The organism is Citrobacter sp. Ce129, assembly GCF_030334545.1.
In the GTDB taxonomy this organism is placed as follows: Bacteria; Pseudomonadota; Gammaproteobacteria; order Enterobacterales; family Enterobacteriaceae; genus Citrobacter; species Citrobacter europaeus.
On sequence record NZ_JAOWDS010000070.1, the window covers coordinates 1 to 16011 of the forward strand.

At 45.6% G+C, this 16011-nt stretch carries 18 protein-coding genes and 2 pseudogenes; 15 read left to right on the plus strand and 5 right to left on the minus strand.

Annotated elements, in window-relative coordinates:
* The 4 genes from OGV77_RS18025 to OGV77_RS18040 all read left to right on the plus strand — a co-directional run.
* On the plus strand, nucleotides 1-240 hold a 240-nt coding region (locus OGV77_RS18025), incomplete at its 5' end, for a DUF6453 family protein (RefSeq protein WP_286502940.1).
* Between the two features lie 9 nt (nucleotides 241-249).
* Nucleotides 250-1485: a tail fiber domain-containing protein gene (locus tag OGV77_RS18030; RefSeq protein WP_286502941.1), complete on the plus strand. Its 1236-nt coding sequence runs from the start codon at nucleotides 250-252 to the stop codon at nucleotides 1483-1485.
* Between the two features lie 265 nt (nucleotides 1486-1750).
* Nucleotides 1751-2365: a hypothetical protein gene (locus OGV77_RS18035; RefSeq protein ID WP_286502942.1), complete on the plus strand. Its 615-nt coding sequence runs from the start codon at nucleotides 1751-1753 to the stop codon at nucleotides 2363-2365.
* 84 nt (nucleotides 2366-2449) lie between these two features.
* A complete protein-coding gene (locus tag OGV77_RS18040; protein ID WP_286502943.1) occupies nucleotides 2450-3562 on the plus strand; it encodes a DUF3800 domain-containing protein in 1113 nt (370 codons plus the stop codon).
* A 343-nt stretch (nucleotides 3563-3905) separates the two neighbouring features.
* On the opposite strand, the gene OGV77_RS18045 is transcribed toward OGV77_RS18040, so the two are convergent.
* Both OGV77_RS18045 and OGV77_RS24905 read right to left on the minus strand, forming a co-directional pair.
* On the minus strand, nucleotides 3906-5846 hold the full coding sequence (locus OGV77_RS18045) for a tetratricopeptide repeat protein (protein ID WP_286502944.1): 1941 nt from the start codon (nucleotides 5844-5846) through the stop codon (nucleotides 3906-3908).
* A gap of 324 nt (nucleotides 5847-6170) precedes the next feature.
* A pseudogene (locus OGV77_RS24905) lies at nucleotides 6171-6586 on the minus strand (DinI family protein).
* On the opposite strand from OGV77_RS24905, the gene OGV77_RS24910 reads away from it, so the two are divergent.
* From OGV77_RS24910 to OGV77_RS18070, 4 genes and pseudogenes are all read left to right on the plus strand, one after another.
* A complete protein-coding gene (locus tag OGV77_RS24910; protein ID WP_502873705.1) occupies nucleotides 6515-6730 on the plus strand; it encodes a DNA polymerase V in 216 nt (71 codons plus the stop codon). The pseudogene OGV77_RS24905 and the gene OGV77_RS24910 overlap by 72 nt on opposite strands.
* Nucleotides 6731-6732: 2 nt before the next feature.
* Entirely contained in the window at nucleotides 6733-7122 is a 390-nt protein-coding gene (locus tag OGV77_RS18060; RefSeq protein WP_502873704.1) for a HumD family translesion DNA polymerase, read from the plus strand.
* Between the two features lie 243 nt (nucleotides 7123-7365).
* Nucleotides 7366-7578 carry a hypothetical protein gene (locus tag OGV77_RS18065; RefSeq protein ID WP_286502945.1) on the plus strand — a complete coding sequence of 71 codons (213 nt, stop codon included), beginning with the start codon at nucleotides 7366-7368 and terminating at the stop codon, nucleotides 7576-7578.
* Between the two features lie 182 nt (nucleotides 7579-7760).
* Nucleotides 7761-7928, plus strand: a pseudogene (locus OGV77_RS18070) (isocitrate/isopropylmalate family dehydrogenase); the annotation flags it as partial.
* 50 nt (nucleotides 7929-7978) lie between these two features.
* Here OGV77_RS18070 and OGV77_RS18075 read toward each other — a convergent pair.
* The gene (locus OGV77_RS18075) at nucleotides 7979-9352 is read right to left on the minus strand and encodes an MFS transporter (protein WP_087050941.1); all 1374 of its coding nucleotides are present in this window, start codon (nucleotides 9350-9352) and stop codon (nucleotides 7979-7981) included.
* 174 nt (nucleotides 9353-9526) lie between these two features.
* On the opposite strand from OGV77_RS18075, the gene kdgR reads away from it, so the two are divergent.
* The gene (gene kdgR / locus OGV77_RS18080) at nucleotides 9527-10318 is read left to right on the plus strand and encodes a DNA-binding transcriptional regulator KdgR (RefSeq protein WP_003833778.1); all 792 of its coding nucleotides are present in this window, start codon (nucleotides 9527-9529) and stop codon (nucleotides 10316-10318) included.
* 112 nt (nucleotides 10319-10430) lie between these two features.
* On the opposite strand, the gene OGV77_RS18085 is transcribed toward kdgR, so the two are convergent.
* Entirely contained in the window at nucleotides 10431-10670 is a 240-nt protein-coding gene (locus OGV77_RS18085; protein ID WP_003034975.1) for a YobH family protein, read from the minus strand.
* Between the two features lie 164 nt (nucleotides 10671-10834).
* Here OGV77_RS18085 and mgrB point away from each other — a divergent pair, with 164 nt between their 5' ends.
* The 6 genes from mgrB to rlmA all read left to right on the plus strand — a co-directional run bounded on the left by mgrB (nucleotide 10835) and on the right by rlmA (nucleotide 15176).
* Complete coding sequence (gene mgrB, locus OGV77_RS18090; RefSeq protein ID WP_003034977.1) at nucleotides 10835-10978, plus strand: PhoP/PhoQ regulatory lipoprotein MgrB; 144 nt, start codon at nucleotides 10835-10837, stop codon at nucleotides 10976-10978.
* Between the two features lie 74 nt (nucleotides 10979-11052).
* On the plus strand, nucleotides 11053-11337 hold the full coding sequence (locus tag OGV77_RS18095) for a YebO family protein (protein ID WP_043016039.1): 285 nt from the start codon (nucleotides 11053-11055) through the stop codon (nucleotides 11335-11337).
* 635 nt (nucleotides 11338-11972) lie between these two features.
* Nucleotides 11973-12116: a DUF2627 domain-containing protein gene (locus tag OGV77_RS18100; RefSeq protein ID WP_006684179.1), complete on the plus strand. Its 144-nt coding sequence runs from the start codon at nucleotides 11973-11975 to the stop codon at nucleotides 12114-12116.
* 12 nt (nucleotides 12117-12128) lie between these two features.
* Complete coding sequence (gene cspE, locus OGV77_RS18105; protein WP_001062678.1) at nucleotides 12129-12338, plus strand: transcription antiterminator/RNA stability regulator CspE; 210 nt, start codon at nucleotides 12129-12131, stop codon at nucleotides 12336-12338.
* A 219-nt stretch (nucleotides 12339-12557) separates the two neighbouring features.
* The gene (gene ftsI2 / locus OGV77_RS18110; RefSeq protein ID WP_043016040.1) at nucleotides 12558-14303 is read left to right on the plus strand and encodes a peptidoglycan DD-transpeptidase FtsI2/PBP3(PARA); all 1746 of its coding nucleotides are present in this window, start codon (nucleotides 12558-12560) and stop codon (nucleotides 14301-14303) included.
* Between the two features lie 63 nt (nucleotides 14304-14366).
* Nucleotides 14367-15176, plus strand: a complete 810-nt coding sequence (gene rlmA / locus OGV77_RS18115) for a 23S rRNA (guanine(745)-N(1))-methyltransferase (protein WP_047410564.1) — start codon at nucleotides 14367-14369, stop codon at nucleotides 15174-15176.
* Here rlmA and mntP read toward each other — a convergent pair.
* Nucleotides 15173-15739, minus strand: coding sequence for a manganese efflux pump MntP (gene mntP, locus OGV77_RS18120; RefSeq protein WP_141110904.1), 567 nt, complete (start codon nucleotides 15737-15739; stop codon nucleotides 15173-15175). The genes rlmA and mntP overlap by 4 nt on opposite strands.
* Nucleotides 15740-16011: the final 272 nt, after the last annotated feature.

Here is a 16011-nt window from a genome sequence, read left to right on the forward strand (position 1 = left end):
CAGATCACCGATGCTTTCCAGAATATTGGCGGCGGGTTCTGCCAGATAGTTTATACCGGCGTGCAGGTCCGTATGGATGGTGGTTACGGAAATATACGGACGAAGGGGGTCGTGATGTCCGGTGGTAATGTCAGGTCAGCCTACAACAAAGTCTTTGCTAACCACAACTCCGGTTCATGGGATATGAGCCGGAACAGAAATATCAACATGCCCATTCTCATTATTCCGAACATGTACTGAGGAAACCCCATGTCAGCAGGAACCTTAACCCTTAACAATAACTCAGCCTCGGTTGCCGGAACTGACACCACTTTCACCACTGAGTTAGCTGCAGGTGATTTTATTGTGGTTGTCGTGGGTGGTGTGCCTTTCACACTTCCCGTACTGGAAGTTAACAGCAATACACGGCTGACGCTGGTCAGTAATTACACCGGGCCGCGAGCGACAGGAGCCGCCTGGTCTGCCGTTCCCCGCGTGGCGCTGAATATGGTCACTGCCGCAATGGTCGTTCAGAATACCCAGGCGCTTCTCGGTCTGAACTACGACAAACAGAACTGGCAGCAGGTATTCAGTGGTACCGGGACAATAACTGTAAAGTTACCCGACCAATCAACGTTTACAGGCCCATCCTGGAAATACCTTGCTGATAATATGGCCACAAAAGTTGACGGCGTGGTGCCAAAAGCACAGGGCGGGACGGGGCTGTCCAGTCCCTTTGGGGCAGGGTCAGGTTCTTTCTGTGAGGGGAATGATGTCCGCCTAAACACCATTGGCGGCAAATCCGGAGGCCAGATAACCAGCCCGTTTGGAAAGGTCAACGCATTGCCGGGAAGCTTTGACTCCCTCTATGCCGGAAACCGCAACTACGGTCTCTACCAGGAACAGATGAATGTACAAGGTGCAGGCTATCTGTATCCTCACTCCAGCTTCAAACTGTACTGGCCTGGCAACTATGGCGGAGTGTTTACATGGTCCGCGTGGGCTAACAGCAATAATCCGGAGTATGTGCTCTCCTGGACTTATGAAGCGGGAACCACGCCACATATGTGGCGGTTTAATGGCACTAATGGTAACGCCACCGCTACCGGAAACTGGGTTAACGGCGGCTCGACAGTCAAAATTAAAGAGAAAGTCGAAGACATCCAGAATCCGCGCGAAACGATGCGGATAATCCGCGCATGTACCTGGCGACTGAAAACAAAAAATGCTGACGGGCGTTTCGGTATCGGTGTTCTGGCTGAAGGGCTGTATGAGGCGTACCCGGAGGCGAAAGTTACTGCCGGTGATATCGAACTACGGGACGGTACTGTTGTTAAGGATGCCTTATCTGTACAGGCTGGCGATTCCGGCGTACTGGCCGCTGTTCATCACGCAACCATTATTTCTCTGATGGATGAAAATGAAGCGCAGCAGAAAGAAATCAATCAACTGAAAGCAGACATGGAGGCGCTGAAGAAAATTGTAGAACAGCTCACTGCCAGATAATTCTACTCTGAACCATCAACGTGCAATGTCATAAAGCGAAATAACAGTGCCGCAACCATACCATGTGCATGGCTGCGGCCAACTGGCGAACGTCCGATAGTGCGAGTATTGAATGATTGACAGTCCGCTTTGAGCGAACAGCAGACGTTGTGCTCGTGATCAAGTGTAGATTTTGTTTGAAATCAGTGAAAATATATGAGGTACTGGAGTGGTTGATTGAGTTTAAACTAGTCAAGATTAAAATAAATAATTACAGGTGTGTGGTATGTCAGAAAATAAATATCAGTATGTTACCCCCGAATTAGATGCTGACTATGATTCTGTTTTTATTCTGGATTTTTTACCTGAGGCTGATAGAAATAAATATAAAATAACGGAGAAATTGAAACAGACGCTCGATAATGAGTCACTACCTGTTGCATTGGCCTTCCCAAATAATAAAGACGAATTAATATCTTCTTTTAATCAAATGCGGGACTGGACAAAAGAAGGAACGAAATACTTTTTGCAATTCGTTGGGCATGGATGCGAAGATGGAATTAAAGTTGGAAGTGAAATTGTAGCATGGGAAGATCTTGCCGAGCATCTTGAAGAAGTGAATGCTCTTAGTAATAATACCTTACTGTTAAATATGAGTACTTGCAAAGGTATAAATGCTGTAAAAGTAACTGCATCTGATGGGGGCTATCCTTTTTTCGGCGTTATTGGTGCAACTGAAAACCTTCTTGTTACACATGCAATACAAATAAATGAGAAGCTTTATAAAAAAATGATGGAGGGAAAGTCACTTCAAAATATAATACCAGAAATAAACGAAGAATTAACTAAAGAAATCCTTTTTATATTCTCTGCAGAAGGTTTTAGAATGCTCAATAAATAATTCATAAACGACTCTTGAATTAGGTGGTTTATATGATGATTACTGAGGTTGACCTTCTTTTGAAAATTGCTTAAGGGGTGAGAAATGGATGTCAAAGAACTTAGAGAGATTATCATCCAGCGTAATAGTCTTCAAAATACTGATAAAGTCTATACGTTTTATTATGATGAAACTAATAATATCAGAAAGCTATATTTAAAAGGTTCTGGCTTTAATGTTAACAAGACTGATAATTTCATTCTTGCTGGGATATTACACGAAGGGTTAAGCAGCGGTAGTGATTTTTCAAATCTATTTCAAATGCTTAATATTCAAAAAAGTGCCCATGAGTTAAAACTCAAGCATATTGCAAAGGGTGGTTTTTTGGATATGCTTAAGTCTGATAAGCTTTTAATTATTCTAAACTGGCTCATCGAAAACAAATTCTATATCCATTATTTTAATCTTAATATTACATACTGGTCCGTTATTGACATAATTGATTCTATTATTGGTGAGTTACATCATCCGTTTTATCGAATGAATCACATGGAACTTAAGAGTGATTTTTATGAGCTTGCCAATAGCAATTCTGATGTTTTCCTGAATACTCTGCATGAATTTAACTACCCAGATATTCCAGAAGAAAAAGTTCATGGATTTTGTCTATGGCTAATTGATTTTACAAGCATGCACAGTTCTATGTTGTCGGATTTTAGAGCAAATATACTCGAAAATTTGGTTAAAGAATCTCTGAGAATCGAAAAACTACCGTTCATATCTGGATTTCATGGTCGAGAACTGATCGGTAGCTTTATGGTATTTTATTTAAGAAACTTATATCTATTTAAAAATTCCATTCACATATTTGATGAAGAGAAAAACATTCAGGATGAAATTAAAGATTTCCCGTTAACTGAAAATGGTATACCAATTAAGAATCATGAATTTGTTAAATCCCACAACTCAGAAGCTGTTCAATTGTCTGATGTTATCGCAGGTTTTTTGGGTAAGTATTTTTCTTACTTAAAAGATGTAAATGATGATCAATTAGTGCTTGATAAGGCAGACTTAACTAGCATGCAAATTAAGACACTTTCTGCATTAAAACACATTATTGATGTTTCTGATGATGTTAGCAGAGGATTTTTTAATGTAGTTAGTAGTGAAGGAGAGCAACGAAGAAATAATCTGTTTTTACATGGTGTAAAATTGTAAGGGTTAAAGTCTACTTTTGGCACGGAGGGGACCAACCAACTGGTCCTCAGGTCCAATATGAGCAAAAAGCGGACGATAATCGGAACAAGTCACAATATCATAACTAATTGATTTTAAATTTGTTACATTTAATTCACTTTGCTAGACACCACCAAAAGTACACTCATATTTTTTTGACTATATTCTGTCCTGAAAATAAATTCCTAATCAAGTGACACCACAACAGTGCGAAATTTAGATTCAAAACTAAAATTTCCGTTCTATTCTGTAGCAACGAGCCTTTAACTTATACTCATGTTTTTTATACTAATTACTGCATTTAGCTCGTCGCTTATTAATAAGATCAATTCAAAATGAATGGAATATCTTTTCGAAGTTTATGCGAAAGCTCATGTTCTGGATAATACTCTACTGCTAGTTTCCAAACACGACTTGCCTCATCATAATTTCGCGAATTCCAGTAAAGGCCTCCAAGATTGAACAATGCCAATTCGTTTTTCTCATTTATTGATAAGCATTTTTCATAAGAATCGATTGCCTCTTGAATATATCCTTGAAATTCGTAGGCTACAGCTACTTGGAACCAGCTAAAATCATCCGGTTGGATTTTTTCAGCTTGTTCAACCAGAATAGGCAAGCTTTCATTGAAGCGACCTAGATGATTCAGAGCAACTCCGAGACAATATCCATATTCTCCCCCAGCAATTTCATAAGCTTTACGGAAATGCATCTCTGCATCTTCCCACTCGTCTTCATCCTGTGCCCAATGACCTATACGATCCCACAGGAAAGCACTATCTTCATTGTTAACATTACTTATTCGTAGTTCAAATTCTCTCTTAAAATCTTGGTACGAATACTTTGTTAAATTATCATTTGCTCTTAAGTAATTTTTCGCCAAAAGAATTTCTCTAGATGCATCAGGGTGATTCGGATACATTTCTAAAAAACGCGTCCAAAAAGGCAAGCTTAGCTTAGCGGAAGCAGTCGAAGTTCGGCAGAACGTTGCAACTAGCATTAAGCACCATTTCCATAAGCCATCTTTATTATCATTTCGAGTTAATAGATTATTAATCTCTCTATATGCTGAACGATAATCACCCAAATTGAAAAGAGTATTTATTCTCCATTTTTCAGCATAGATGAGTTTATGCGGATGATTCCCTGGGAAAAGTACCCTATCTAAATATTCTAACGCCAATTCATACTCCCCCCTGCGATTATGAATTACGCCCACAGCTAAGTTAGCCTCACTTAAGTTTGGTTCTAACTCAAGTGCCTTTTTATAGCATTCATATGCTTCATGTTCATTCCCAAGCTTTGAGTAACTACTACCCATATTTTTGTAGCATTGCGCAACTAATTTCTCTGCTTCTATTATATGTTCAAGAGCAGTCTTGTACTCTTGAATAGCTTCTCTATCCATGTCAAGAGCCGTAAATCCATTACCTATTGAATAGTATAAACTTCCCTTGGTTATTTTACCCTCTTCCAACCTATCTCTAAGATACTGTATACCATTCAAAACCCTTTCTTCATTCCCATTAACTCTGTCCATAGCTTTATTTATTTCCGACATATATGGAATTATCATCGCCGGGTGGTCAGACCCCAAAATAGCTAAAAATTCATCAAAATTATCACTTATCACATCATCATGATTATTTTTATATAATGAATTAAGCAATTCATGAACTATTTCTTTATCTTCTGGTATATGTATCTTCGGTATAGCTTTATTAATTATTTCGCTAACATTTGAAACATGCTTTGTTATCACATCAATTCTAGCGTTGCGGTTATTTATGGCATTAAATCTAGCCACCTCTGCAATTTCATGCAAGCGAGAATCGGAAATACCTTCAGTAAATTTAATAGTAAGTGTCTCTTGCTCAATCCATTGCTTTTCAGACTGTTCGTAGTTTCGAACTACGCTTTCAGCAAATTTTATTTTTAGACTATTACTTGGAGCATGAAAACATACATAAAATGAATAGGGGTGCATTAATAGATAATTCAAGTTTGCTCTATTAACTGATATGCTAATCGAACCATCACTATTTAAATTTTGCTCGGTACCTTTTAGTTGAACAAATAATCTAATGTTAGTTGCCTGACCAGCTATAGTGATTTCGAGTTGATAATCTACGCCGTAATCATTTATATCCTGACTTTGAATAAAAAAATCATTTGAATCTCTAAGGAAATTTTCAAAAGCTGATATTGCAAGTCTTTCAATCCGATGGTTTCTATCTCTTTTGGGTAAATCATTCAAATGCTGCATTTTCTGTCCCTGTAAACTGTGTGCTGAGATATCATCCCTTATTAAACTCGATCTCAGTATTTTGGCAACTGTTCGAAGCATCTTTAATTTAGGGCGGCTACACTCAAGAATCTCCGATGGCGCTGGTAGGGGGCTACAACTTTTGACAACTCACTACCATCACGAACTAGCTGGCTGACGCCGCGTTAATTGGTACATGATGATGTCAGCTTTGTCCGCTCCTGGCACAGAGTGGACCGTCAGGTTAGCTTTGACTCTGTGCCATAAGACTGTCAGCTCAGGTCTGAGCTAACACTACTCAAGCAATATGATGGTTCAAGGCGTTTAATCTGAAACCAGCCACATATCAGCCTCTTCAAACATTTCCTGCACCGTTCGGCTTATCTGTTCTTTCTCGTGCTTGCTGGCGTCAGTGTTGATCGCCGGCAGTGTCATCATCGGTTTAACCCGAACATCAGCATCCGGGAAAATCCGGTGAATCCTCCTGGTCAATTCGCCCAGAATGATATCTTTTGCCCCGGGCAGACCATCAAAATTCCTTTTGTCATAAACGAGTTCCACGAACATTGCCCATTGCCTCTTTACTGGATGGATATACAGTATTTATACTGTGTTTTTATCCTGTATTCAAGAGGGGCTAAATGATGCCACGACGTAGCGATATTGAAATGGCCTGGTATGCTTCGATACAGCAAGAACCGAATGGCCGGAAGACCGTCACCACGCAGCGTTTTGTCCAGGAACTGAGCAAGGTTAACTGGAACTGGACGATGAAGCAGGCCAACGAATGGGTCGAGTGGTATGTGACGACATTCCGCGATGTATCAACGCAGGAAGGCGAGAACCGCACATTTCAGCTGTTCAATCCAAACGGAGGACTTTAGCTATGGGCTTCCCTTCACCTGCCAGTGATTACGTTGAAACAAGGATCTCCCTCGCTCAGCAGCTAATCAGCCAGCCCGCAGCGACTTATTTCATGCGGGCATCGCGTTCACATTTCAGGGAAGGGATAATCCAGGGGGCGCTACTTGTTGTGGACGCGTCGCTTTCAGCCTGTGATGGCTCGCTGCTGATATGCGCGATAGATGGGGAATTCAGGATCAAGCGATACCAAACTCACCCTCAGCCCCACCTGATAAATCTGGAGAACGGGAGAAGGGAAGCGCTGCAAGAAGATGGTGATGGCTACAATTCCTCACACGCAATATTTGGAGTTATCACGTACATCATTAATGATGCCAGGAATGCGGAATTTGATGACTGCCCGGTGATGTGAATAGTTGAAACTTTACGATAAAGTCGATGTTTTGAGTCGGGGTTTTTCCCCGATTATTCCCCGTTCAGAAAACAGGCATAAAAAAACCAGCCGTAACAGGCTGGTTCTTCGAGGATTTTTGGTCGGCACGAGAGGATTTGAACCTCCGACCCCCGACACCCCATGACGGGGATAAGCATGTACGGTACAAAATCTTGATTGATGGCTGAAGTATACTTTGCACACCACAAAAAAGGAGTCTGTATGAGACCTAAAACTGCGGCTGACTATGCAAAAATTGCCAGAGAATCAGCTGAACGTAACGCTATTAGAGATGAATTTCGTGATTATTTGAAAGTAAAAGGGCTTGAGAGAAACGAACAAAACGCCCACATGTTTGCGCTTGGGAAAACTTATTATTATAACGATAGGGTTAAGCTTGTGCAGATTCTGATGTCAGGAATCTGGCTTGGATAGTGCAATTTTATGTGTAGTGTCTGATAAATACTAGCAGCTGTTTTACCCTCTGAAACGGTTATCAAAACCAAAAAACAAATATTGATAATCAATAGGTTAGAGGAAAGGTAAAAGTAAATGTTTTAATGGGGGGATCCTGAAATTGTCTTTGTTTAACAGATGGATATATCTGAACCATCTAACTACTGCTGCGCCACATGGGTTGGGTGGAAGCGGCTGACCTGATCGTTAAAGGTATGGAAGGCGCGATCAACGCCAAGACCGTAACCTATGACTTCGAACGTCTGATGGACGGCGCTAAGCTGCTGAAATGTTCAGAGTTTGGTGACGCGATCATCGAAAACATGTAATCCAGATCCTGGGTTGTATGAGAACGGGAACCGAGTGGTTCCCGTTTTTTTTATGCCTTAACTCGCGGTTGCGTAATACGTAAGCCGCTCACGATTGCTGCCAGCGAGGCCAGAATGCCAGCGGTTATCAGCGAGACGTGGGTGCCACTGTCGCCAAACTGGTTTAGCATCAGCGCGACCAGTGCGGCTCCGGTACTCTGACCCAGCAAGCGCGCCGTCCCCAGCATACCGCTCGCACCACCGCTGCGTTCACGCGGCGCGGAGGTGATAATGGTGTGGTTATTCGGTGACTGAAACAAGCCAAAACCCGCGCCGCACAGTATCATCGGCCAGATGATATTAACATCCGAGGGAGAAGCGGGCAGCAGCACCAGCGAAAACAGCCCGCTTGCCATTACCGCCATGCCCAACGCGCCCAATAGTCCGGCGTGAACGCGTTCAATCAGATATCCCGCCAGCGGAGCCATCACCATGGTTGCCAGTGGCCATGGCGTCAGTAGCAGCCCCGTTTCAACCTCGCTGCGGCCAAGTACCGTTTGCATAAAGAAGGGCAGGGAAACCAATGCCAGCATTTGTGCGCTGAAGGAACATATCGAGGTACAGATCGAGAGTGAAAACAGTGGAATGCGTAGCAGGTCAACCGGCAATAACGGAACCGGCAGCGCAAGCTGACGGCGGATGAAGAAATAACCCACCACGATAAGCGCCACAAGTTCGGCGCCAATCAGTTTTAGCGACTGCCCTTGTGCAAACCCGCTGAGCGCGGTGATTAGTAAGCCAAACGTTAAGGCATTCATGACCGCACTTGGCAGATCAAAGCGTGGTTTATTACCGCGGGACGCATTGGGTGGCAAAAAACGCATAGCCAGCAGCAGGGCGATTATTCCCAGCGGGACGTTGATCAGAAACAGCCATTTCCACGAGCCAACAGAGAGAATTGCTGCGGCAATGGTCGGACCCGCTGCCGAAGAGACCGCGACAATAAAGGAGTTGATCCCCATACCTCGCCCAAGCTGACGCTGAGGATAAATGAGTCGGATCAATGCCGTATTGACGCTCATCAGCGCCGCGCCGCCAAAACCCTGAGCGACGCGCGCCAGTGTCAGCATGTGCAGCGAATCTGACAAAGCACAGAATAGCGATGCCAGCAGGAACACGACCAGGCCGCACTTATAAATGCGCCGGTAACCGAACATATCACCTAAAAAAGAGAACGACAGGAGCGAAACCACGATCGCGATTTGATAGGCGTTCACGATCCAGATTGAGCTGGCTGGTGAGGCCTGAAGATCGGCTGCGATAGTTGGCAGGGCTACGTTCGCGATTGCGCCGTCGAGCACTGCCATAGAGATGCCAATAACAATGGTTAAAATTGCTCCATATCGCTGGGGCAATGGCAGACCATCGGTCTGAGTTTTTTCCATAGGAAGTCAATATTGTCGGAATTTATGATGAGAATAATAATTTTAGCATTGATATTCAGGCGTTAGGTCGCAGATTTGTAACTAAGTAAGCAAAGAGCGATTGCGAGGGGGGATACGTGAAATTATAATAAAAACCGGTTCTGATTTTTATAAAACACTCGAAAGGGGTGATAAATGGCAATCGCAGATCTGGATAAGCAACCCGATTCTGTATCTTCCGTGCTGAAAGTTTTTGGCATTCTGCAGGCGCTGGGTGAAGAGCGCGAAATTGGTATTACCGAATTGTCGCAACGCGTCATGATGTCGAAAAGCACCGTTTATCGCTTTTTGCAGACCATGAAAACGCTGGGTTATGTGGCACAAGAAGGTGAGTCTGAGAAATACTCGCTGACCCTGAAATTATTCGAGTTGGGCGCGCGCGCGTTGCAAAACGTCGATCTTATCCGTAGTGCTGATATCCAGATGCGCGAACTTTCGCGTCTGACTAAAGAAACAGTACACCTCGGTGCGCTGGATGAAGACAGCATTGTCTACATTCACAAAATCGACTCCATGTACAATCTGCGCATGTATTCCCGCGTTGGTCGTCGTAATCCGCTGTACAGTACGGCTATCGGTAAAGTTCTGCTGGCATGGCGTGACCGCGATGAAGTGAAGCAGATTCTGGATGGCATTGAGTACAAACGTAGTACCGATCGTACTATTACGAATACTGATGAATTGCTGGTATTGCTGGATAAAGTGCGTGAGCAGGGCTACGGCGAAGATAACGAAGAACAGGAAGAAGGCCTGCGCTGCATCGGCGTACCGGTGTTTGACCGTTTCGGCGTGGTGATTGCGGGTCTGAGTATTTCATTCCCAACGCTGCGTTTCTCAGAAGAGCGTTTACACGAGTATGTGGCGATGCTGCATACGGCGGCGCGTAAGATTTCAGAACAAATGGGCTATAACGACTATCCGTTCTAATCTGACGTAATCGCGAATGCTAAAAACCCCAGGTATTTTGTACCCGGGGTTTTTTGTGAACAGTCATAACGTTACCAGGCGTAAATAACGTATCGAATGTATTGCTGCGATATTAACCGTTATCAATTATGACCGTGCTTTTCCTGAGCAGGGGACAATCCGACAGGCCAATGATACCACTATTGGTGTGGACGTATTGTGCGGTGCTGGTTCCGCGGGCGGTCAGATATTGGCATTGCAGGCCCAGACCGGCAGCATTCTCTTTACTTCCAATTAAAATTCCATAGCCGCTCAGTAATAAACCGATCCAAACCAGAGCTAACAACACAATAGCGCGGATAATCAGACGCATTACAACCTCTTATCTTTTCTCGTTATTCTTAGATTAGCCTGTACACGGGATGAAACAAGTCAATCATTCCTAAAAAGATTGAATGCCGATACAGTTAACGCTGGGTTTAGGTAACGCATGATAATTTATAGACATAAGATGTAGGGTTGAAGAGTGGAGCTGGAGTGAAAAAAATTCGCTGGGTAGTGCTGATTGTTGTTGTGCTGGTATGCATACTGATGTGGGCGCAGGTGTTCAACATCATGTGCGATCAGGACGTACAATTTTTCAGTGGTATTTGTGCCATCAATAAATTTATTCCCTGGTAAGCGCATTTTCGCAACAGTTGATTACCTTCTTGTGCGGCAGTGGTAAACTACACTGTCTACATTGAGGTGGTGAAATGAACGAAGTTTTGAATTCTGGCGCGTTAAGTTTTGCGTCTTTAGCGGTATCGGTGGTGGTTCTGATTGTCGGGCTTGTTCTTTGGTTTTTCATCAATCGGGCAAGTTCGCGTACTAACGAGCAGATTGAGCTGCTTGAGGCATTGTTAGATCAGCAAAAAAGACAGAATGCTTTACTCCGTCGCCTTTGTGAAGCTAATGAACCTGAGAAAGCTGCAGAGCCTACCGCAGAGCCCGCCAGGGATGAAGACGATGACATCATCCGCCTGGTAGCTGAGCGGTAAAAAAGTCTGGCAGGATGAGGTACTGCTGATGTTGTTCTCAGTTGCTTCATCCTGTCATCAGTGCGTCAGACTATTTTCTTCTACCCTCGTCCTGCAATTAGCGGTCGGACCGGTATGTATTCTCAGTATTTTCAGATGCTCCGACTAATTAATATCTTATCCCCGGTCTGATATAAATATAATCTCCCATACGTTAAAAATATGATTATGTCATTTTTGTGATAACGATCGTCTTATTAACAGCGAAACGTTTCTCTTACTTTTTTTGTGCCTTGTCATCATTCTTTCATTATTTTGGTGCAAAACCAGAAGGCGGATCTCATTTTTACGCTTGTGACATTTTATGCATTACTAAGCATAAAAAATGATATCTGGCAGAACCCGTAACAGATAACCTGGAACAACCGAAGCTATTGAGCTATGGTAGAAATGTCCCAGCGTTGGCGCAAGCCAGGCGGGGGATGAGGGGAGGCGCGTGAATATATCTCTTCTCGAGATGGCGCATAACTGTGCAGTTGCTGTTTGATGAACGATGGGATTTGTGCGACCGATCGAGACACGTTTAAAAATGGCTTGCCATTATTTACGTTGTATGTGATAACACGTTTTGGGTTAAACGAGGTACAGTTCTGTTTATGTGTGGCATTTTCAGTAAAGAAGTCCTGAGTAAACACGTTGACGTTGAATACCGCTTCTCTGCCGAACCTTATATTAGTGCCTCAAGCAGTAATGTCTCAGTTTTATCTATGTTATGCCCGCGGGCGAAGAAAATACTCTAAGGAATTTTGCAAATGGCAAAGATTAAAGGTCAAGTTAAGTGGTTCAACGAGTCTAAAGGTTTTGGCTTCATTACTCCGGCTGATGGCAGCAAAGACGTGTTCGTACACTTCTCCGCTATCCAGGGTAACGGCTTCAAAACTCTGGCTGAAGGCCAGAACGTTGAGTTCGAAATTCAGGACGGCCAGAAAGGTCCGGCTGCTGTTAACGTAACAGCTATCTGATCGATACCACTGATTTGAAGCGCTCAGGCGCAACCAATTCAGATATAAAGCCTCGCTTATGCGGGGCTTTTTAATTCAAATTACGTCAAAATATTACTGAATGACCATCCATTAGCGCTTTGTTGCAAAGGCGTGATGTTCGTAGCATAGTTTTCCCCGCTTTCTTACGGCATTTCCCGTTAAATCAGTCACCTGAAAAACTATCATGCGGGAGTCCAGGTGAAAAAGAAAAACGACATAGATGCGCGCAATTTTACTCCCGTCCGTTTTGCCCTGCTTTGCGTGGCAATATTATTGAGTCTTGGATTGCTGCTGGGTCGGGTTGCGTGGCTGCAAATTGTCACGCCGACGAATCTGGTCAAACAGGAAGACATGCGTTCCTTACGCGAGGTGTCCATCGCTTCGCCGCGCGGAATGATTACCGATAGAGAAGGGCGACCGCTGGCAGTTAGCGTTCCGGTTAACGCCGTCTGGGCCGACCCGAAGACGATCGTTAGCAAGGGGGGTGTTGGCTATAACGAACGCTGGCAAGCGTTAGCAAAGACGCTGCATATTTCGCTCACCACGCTGGCTGAACGCGTTAACAGCAATCCGGCCGGGCGGTTTATCTACCTGGCGCGTCAAATCTCTCCTCAGCAGGCTGAATGGGTCGATAAACTGGATCTACCGGGGATCAATCTGCGTGAAGAGTCCCGCCGCTTTTATCCCGCCGGACATGTTGCAGCTAATCTGATTGGTTTCACCAACATTGACGGGCAGGGTATTGAAGGGCTGGAGAAAAGCTTCAATAGCCAACTGATGGGCAAACCCGGCTCCCGCCTGGTACGGAAAGACAAATTTGGCCATGTCATCGAAAATATCACCGAAGTGATGCCGGTACCGGCGCATGAATTACAGCTCAGCATTGATGAGCGTTTGCAGACGGTTACTGAAGACGCGCTGGATAATGCCGTAACGTGGAATAAGGCGGAATCCGGGGCCGCTGTTCTGGTCAATATTGCCACCGGCGAAATACTTTCCATGGCAAGCTTTCCCGACTTCAATCCCAATAACCGTGATGGTGCGGTCCTGGATGATTTTCGTAACCGTGCAATTAGCGACACCTTCGAACCCGGCTCAACAGTTAAGCCTCTGGTGATCATGACCGCTCTACAGCAGGGGATTGTGCAACCGGACAGCGTGATTGATACCCATCCTTTTAACGTTGATGGACATCGCATCCGCGACGTCGGGTTTTACCCGGAGTTATCCCTGACCGGAATTTTGCAGAAATCCAGCGATACCGGCGTATCACACCTTTCGCTGGCAATGCCGGTACAGAAACTCCTTGATACCTATAAAAGCTTTGGCTTTGGCGATCCAACCGGACTGGGGTTAACCGGGGAAAGTAGCGGTTTAATGCCTCAACGTCGCTACTGGAGCGATCTGGACCGGGCAACTTTCGCATTTGGTTATGGGTTAATGGTGACGCCGCTCCAGCTGGCGCATGTGTATGCCACCATCGGCAGCTTCGGTATTTACCGCCCGCTTTCTATTACACGTATCGATCCGCCGGTAATAGGTACACGGGTGATGCCGGAGGCTCTGGTTCACCAGGTTGAACATATGATGGAAAGCGTCGCGCTACCTGGTGGCGGGGGAACCAAGGCTGCAGTCAGAGATTATCGTGTAGCGGTTAAGACCGGAACGGCAAAGAAAATTGGCGATGATGGCAAATATGTCGATAAATACGTGGCCTATACGGCGGGCGTCGCGCCAGCGAGCGACCCGAAATTCGCGCTGGTCGTGGTGATTAATAACCCGCAAAACGGTGCATATTATGGGGGGGCAGTCTCCGCGCCTGTATTCAGCCAGATTATGGGCGATGTCCTGCGTCTGGAAAACGTCAAACCGGACGGCATGCCAGCCGACTCCGATCATCTGTTGGTGATGCACGGCAGTAGCGTATCCTCGCCGTCGATGTAAGTTATTTTCCAGGGGCGCGATTCGCGTTACACTTGCGCCCTTAAATCATCAGCCGGAGTTGTCATGTCGTTTTCCTGTCCTCTTTGCCACCAGCCTCTTACACAAGTGAATAACAGTTTTGTCTGCCCGGAGCGGCATCAGTTTGACGTGGCGAAAGAAGGGTATGTCAACTTACTGCCGGTTCAGCATAAGCGATCGCGCGATCCGGGTGACAGCGCTGAGATGATGCAGGCGCGACGGGCATTTCTTGATGCCGGACACTATCAGCCGCTGCGTGATGCTATTGTGGATGCGCTCACACAGAGGCAGATTACAGAAGATGCGGCGATCCTGGATATTGGTTGTGGGGAAGGGTATTACACCCATGCGTTTGCTGATGCGCTGGCGGGCTGTAAAACTTTTGGTCTTGATGTCGCCAAAGTGGCAATTAAAGCCGCGGCCCGACGCTATCCGCAGGTGACCTTTTGCGTTGCCTCCAGCCATCGTCTGCCGTTTGCAGATGAGTCAATGGATGCCATCATCAGGATCTACGCGCCCTGTAAAGCGCAAGAGTTGGCCCGCGTGGTAAAACCCGGTGGATGGGTAATCACCGCCACGCCGGGTCCGCGTCATTTGATGGAGCTGAAAGGGCTGATTTATGATGAGGTGCGGTTGCATGCGCCACACGCAGAGCAACTGGACGGTTTTGTGCTGCAACAGAGTATTGCGCTGGGGTATCAGATGCAGCTTCAGGGCAGCGAGGCCGTTGCGTTATTGCAAATGACGCCGTTCGCCTGGCGGGCAAAGCCGGAAGTGTGGGAAACGCTAGCGGGGAAAACGAAGTTTGACTGCCAGACTGACTTTAGTATTCATATCTGGCAGCGCCTGAATTAACCGTGGAAGTGTGCCCAGAGGATCTGGGCGCCGATACCAATCAGTACCACCCCGCCTAAAATTTCAGCCCGCTTGCCCAGTATCGGGCCTATGAAACGACCGATCATCATGCCAAGTGTGGACATAATCAACGTGGCGCAGCCGATGGCCAGCGCAGTGGCAATAATGTTGACCTGCAGAAAAGCCAGGCCCACCCCGACAGCCATCGCGTCGAGACTGGTCGCAATGGCAGTGGTGACCAGCAGCCAGAAACCGTGACGGCGCTGCGGCTCTTCATCTTCATCATCGTTGTCACGAAAGCCTTCGATTATCATTCGCCCGCCTAAAAAGATCAGCAGAATGAAGGCGATCCAGTGGTTCCACTCCAGCACGAATTTGCTGGCCAGCATCCCCATGCCCCAGCCAATCAGCGGCGTAAGCGTTTCAACTGCGCCGAATATAAGGCCAGTCCGCAGTGCTTCAGAAAATTTAGGTTTATGCAGGGTGGCGCCTTTGCCAATTGACGCGGCGAAAGCATCCATCGACATGCCGAAAGCGAGAAGAACGGTAGCGGTGAGATTCATAACAGCGTCCTGACCGGGGTATCCATAAAACACATCACTGCCCCCAGTAACCATGCATACAGGCTGGAATCACTGTGAATACAGCGCCATTCAGATATGCAATGCAGTTGATGTGCCTATGGTCTCGCCTGACGGAACCTGTAAGTTCAGTCCGTACGCGCCACGTTTTTCAACGAGTATGTTGACACGTACATTTCCGGAGTCTGGAAATCGGCTACTCCCCAACGACGGGCGCAACCTTAACATATATTGAGAATATAAAACAAGAAATG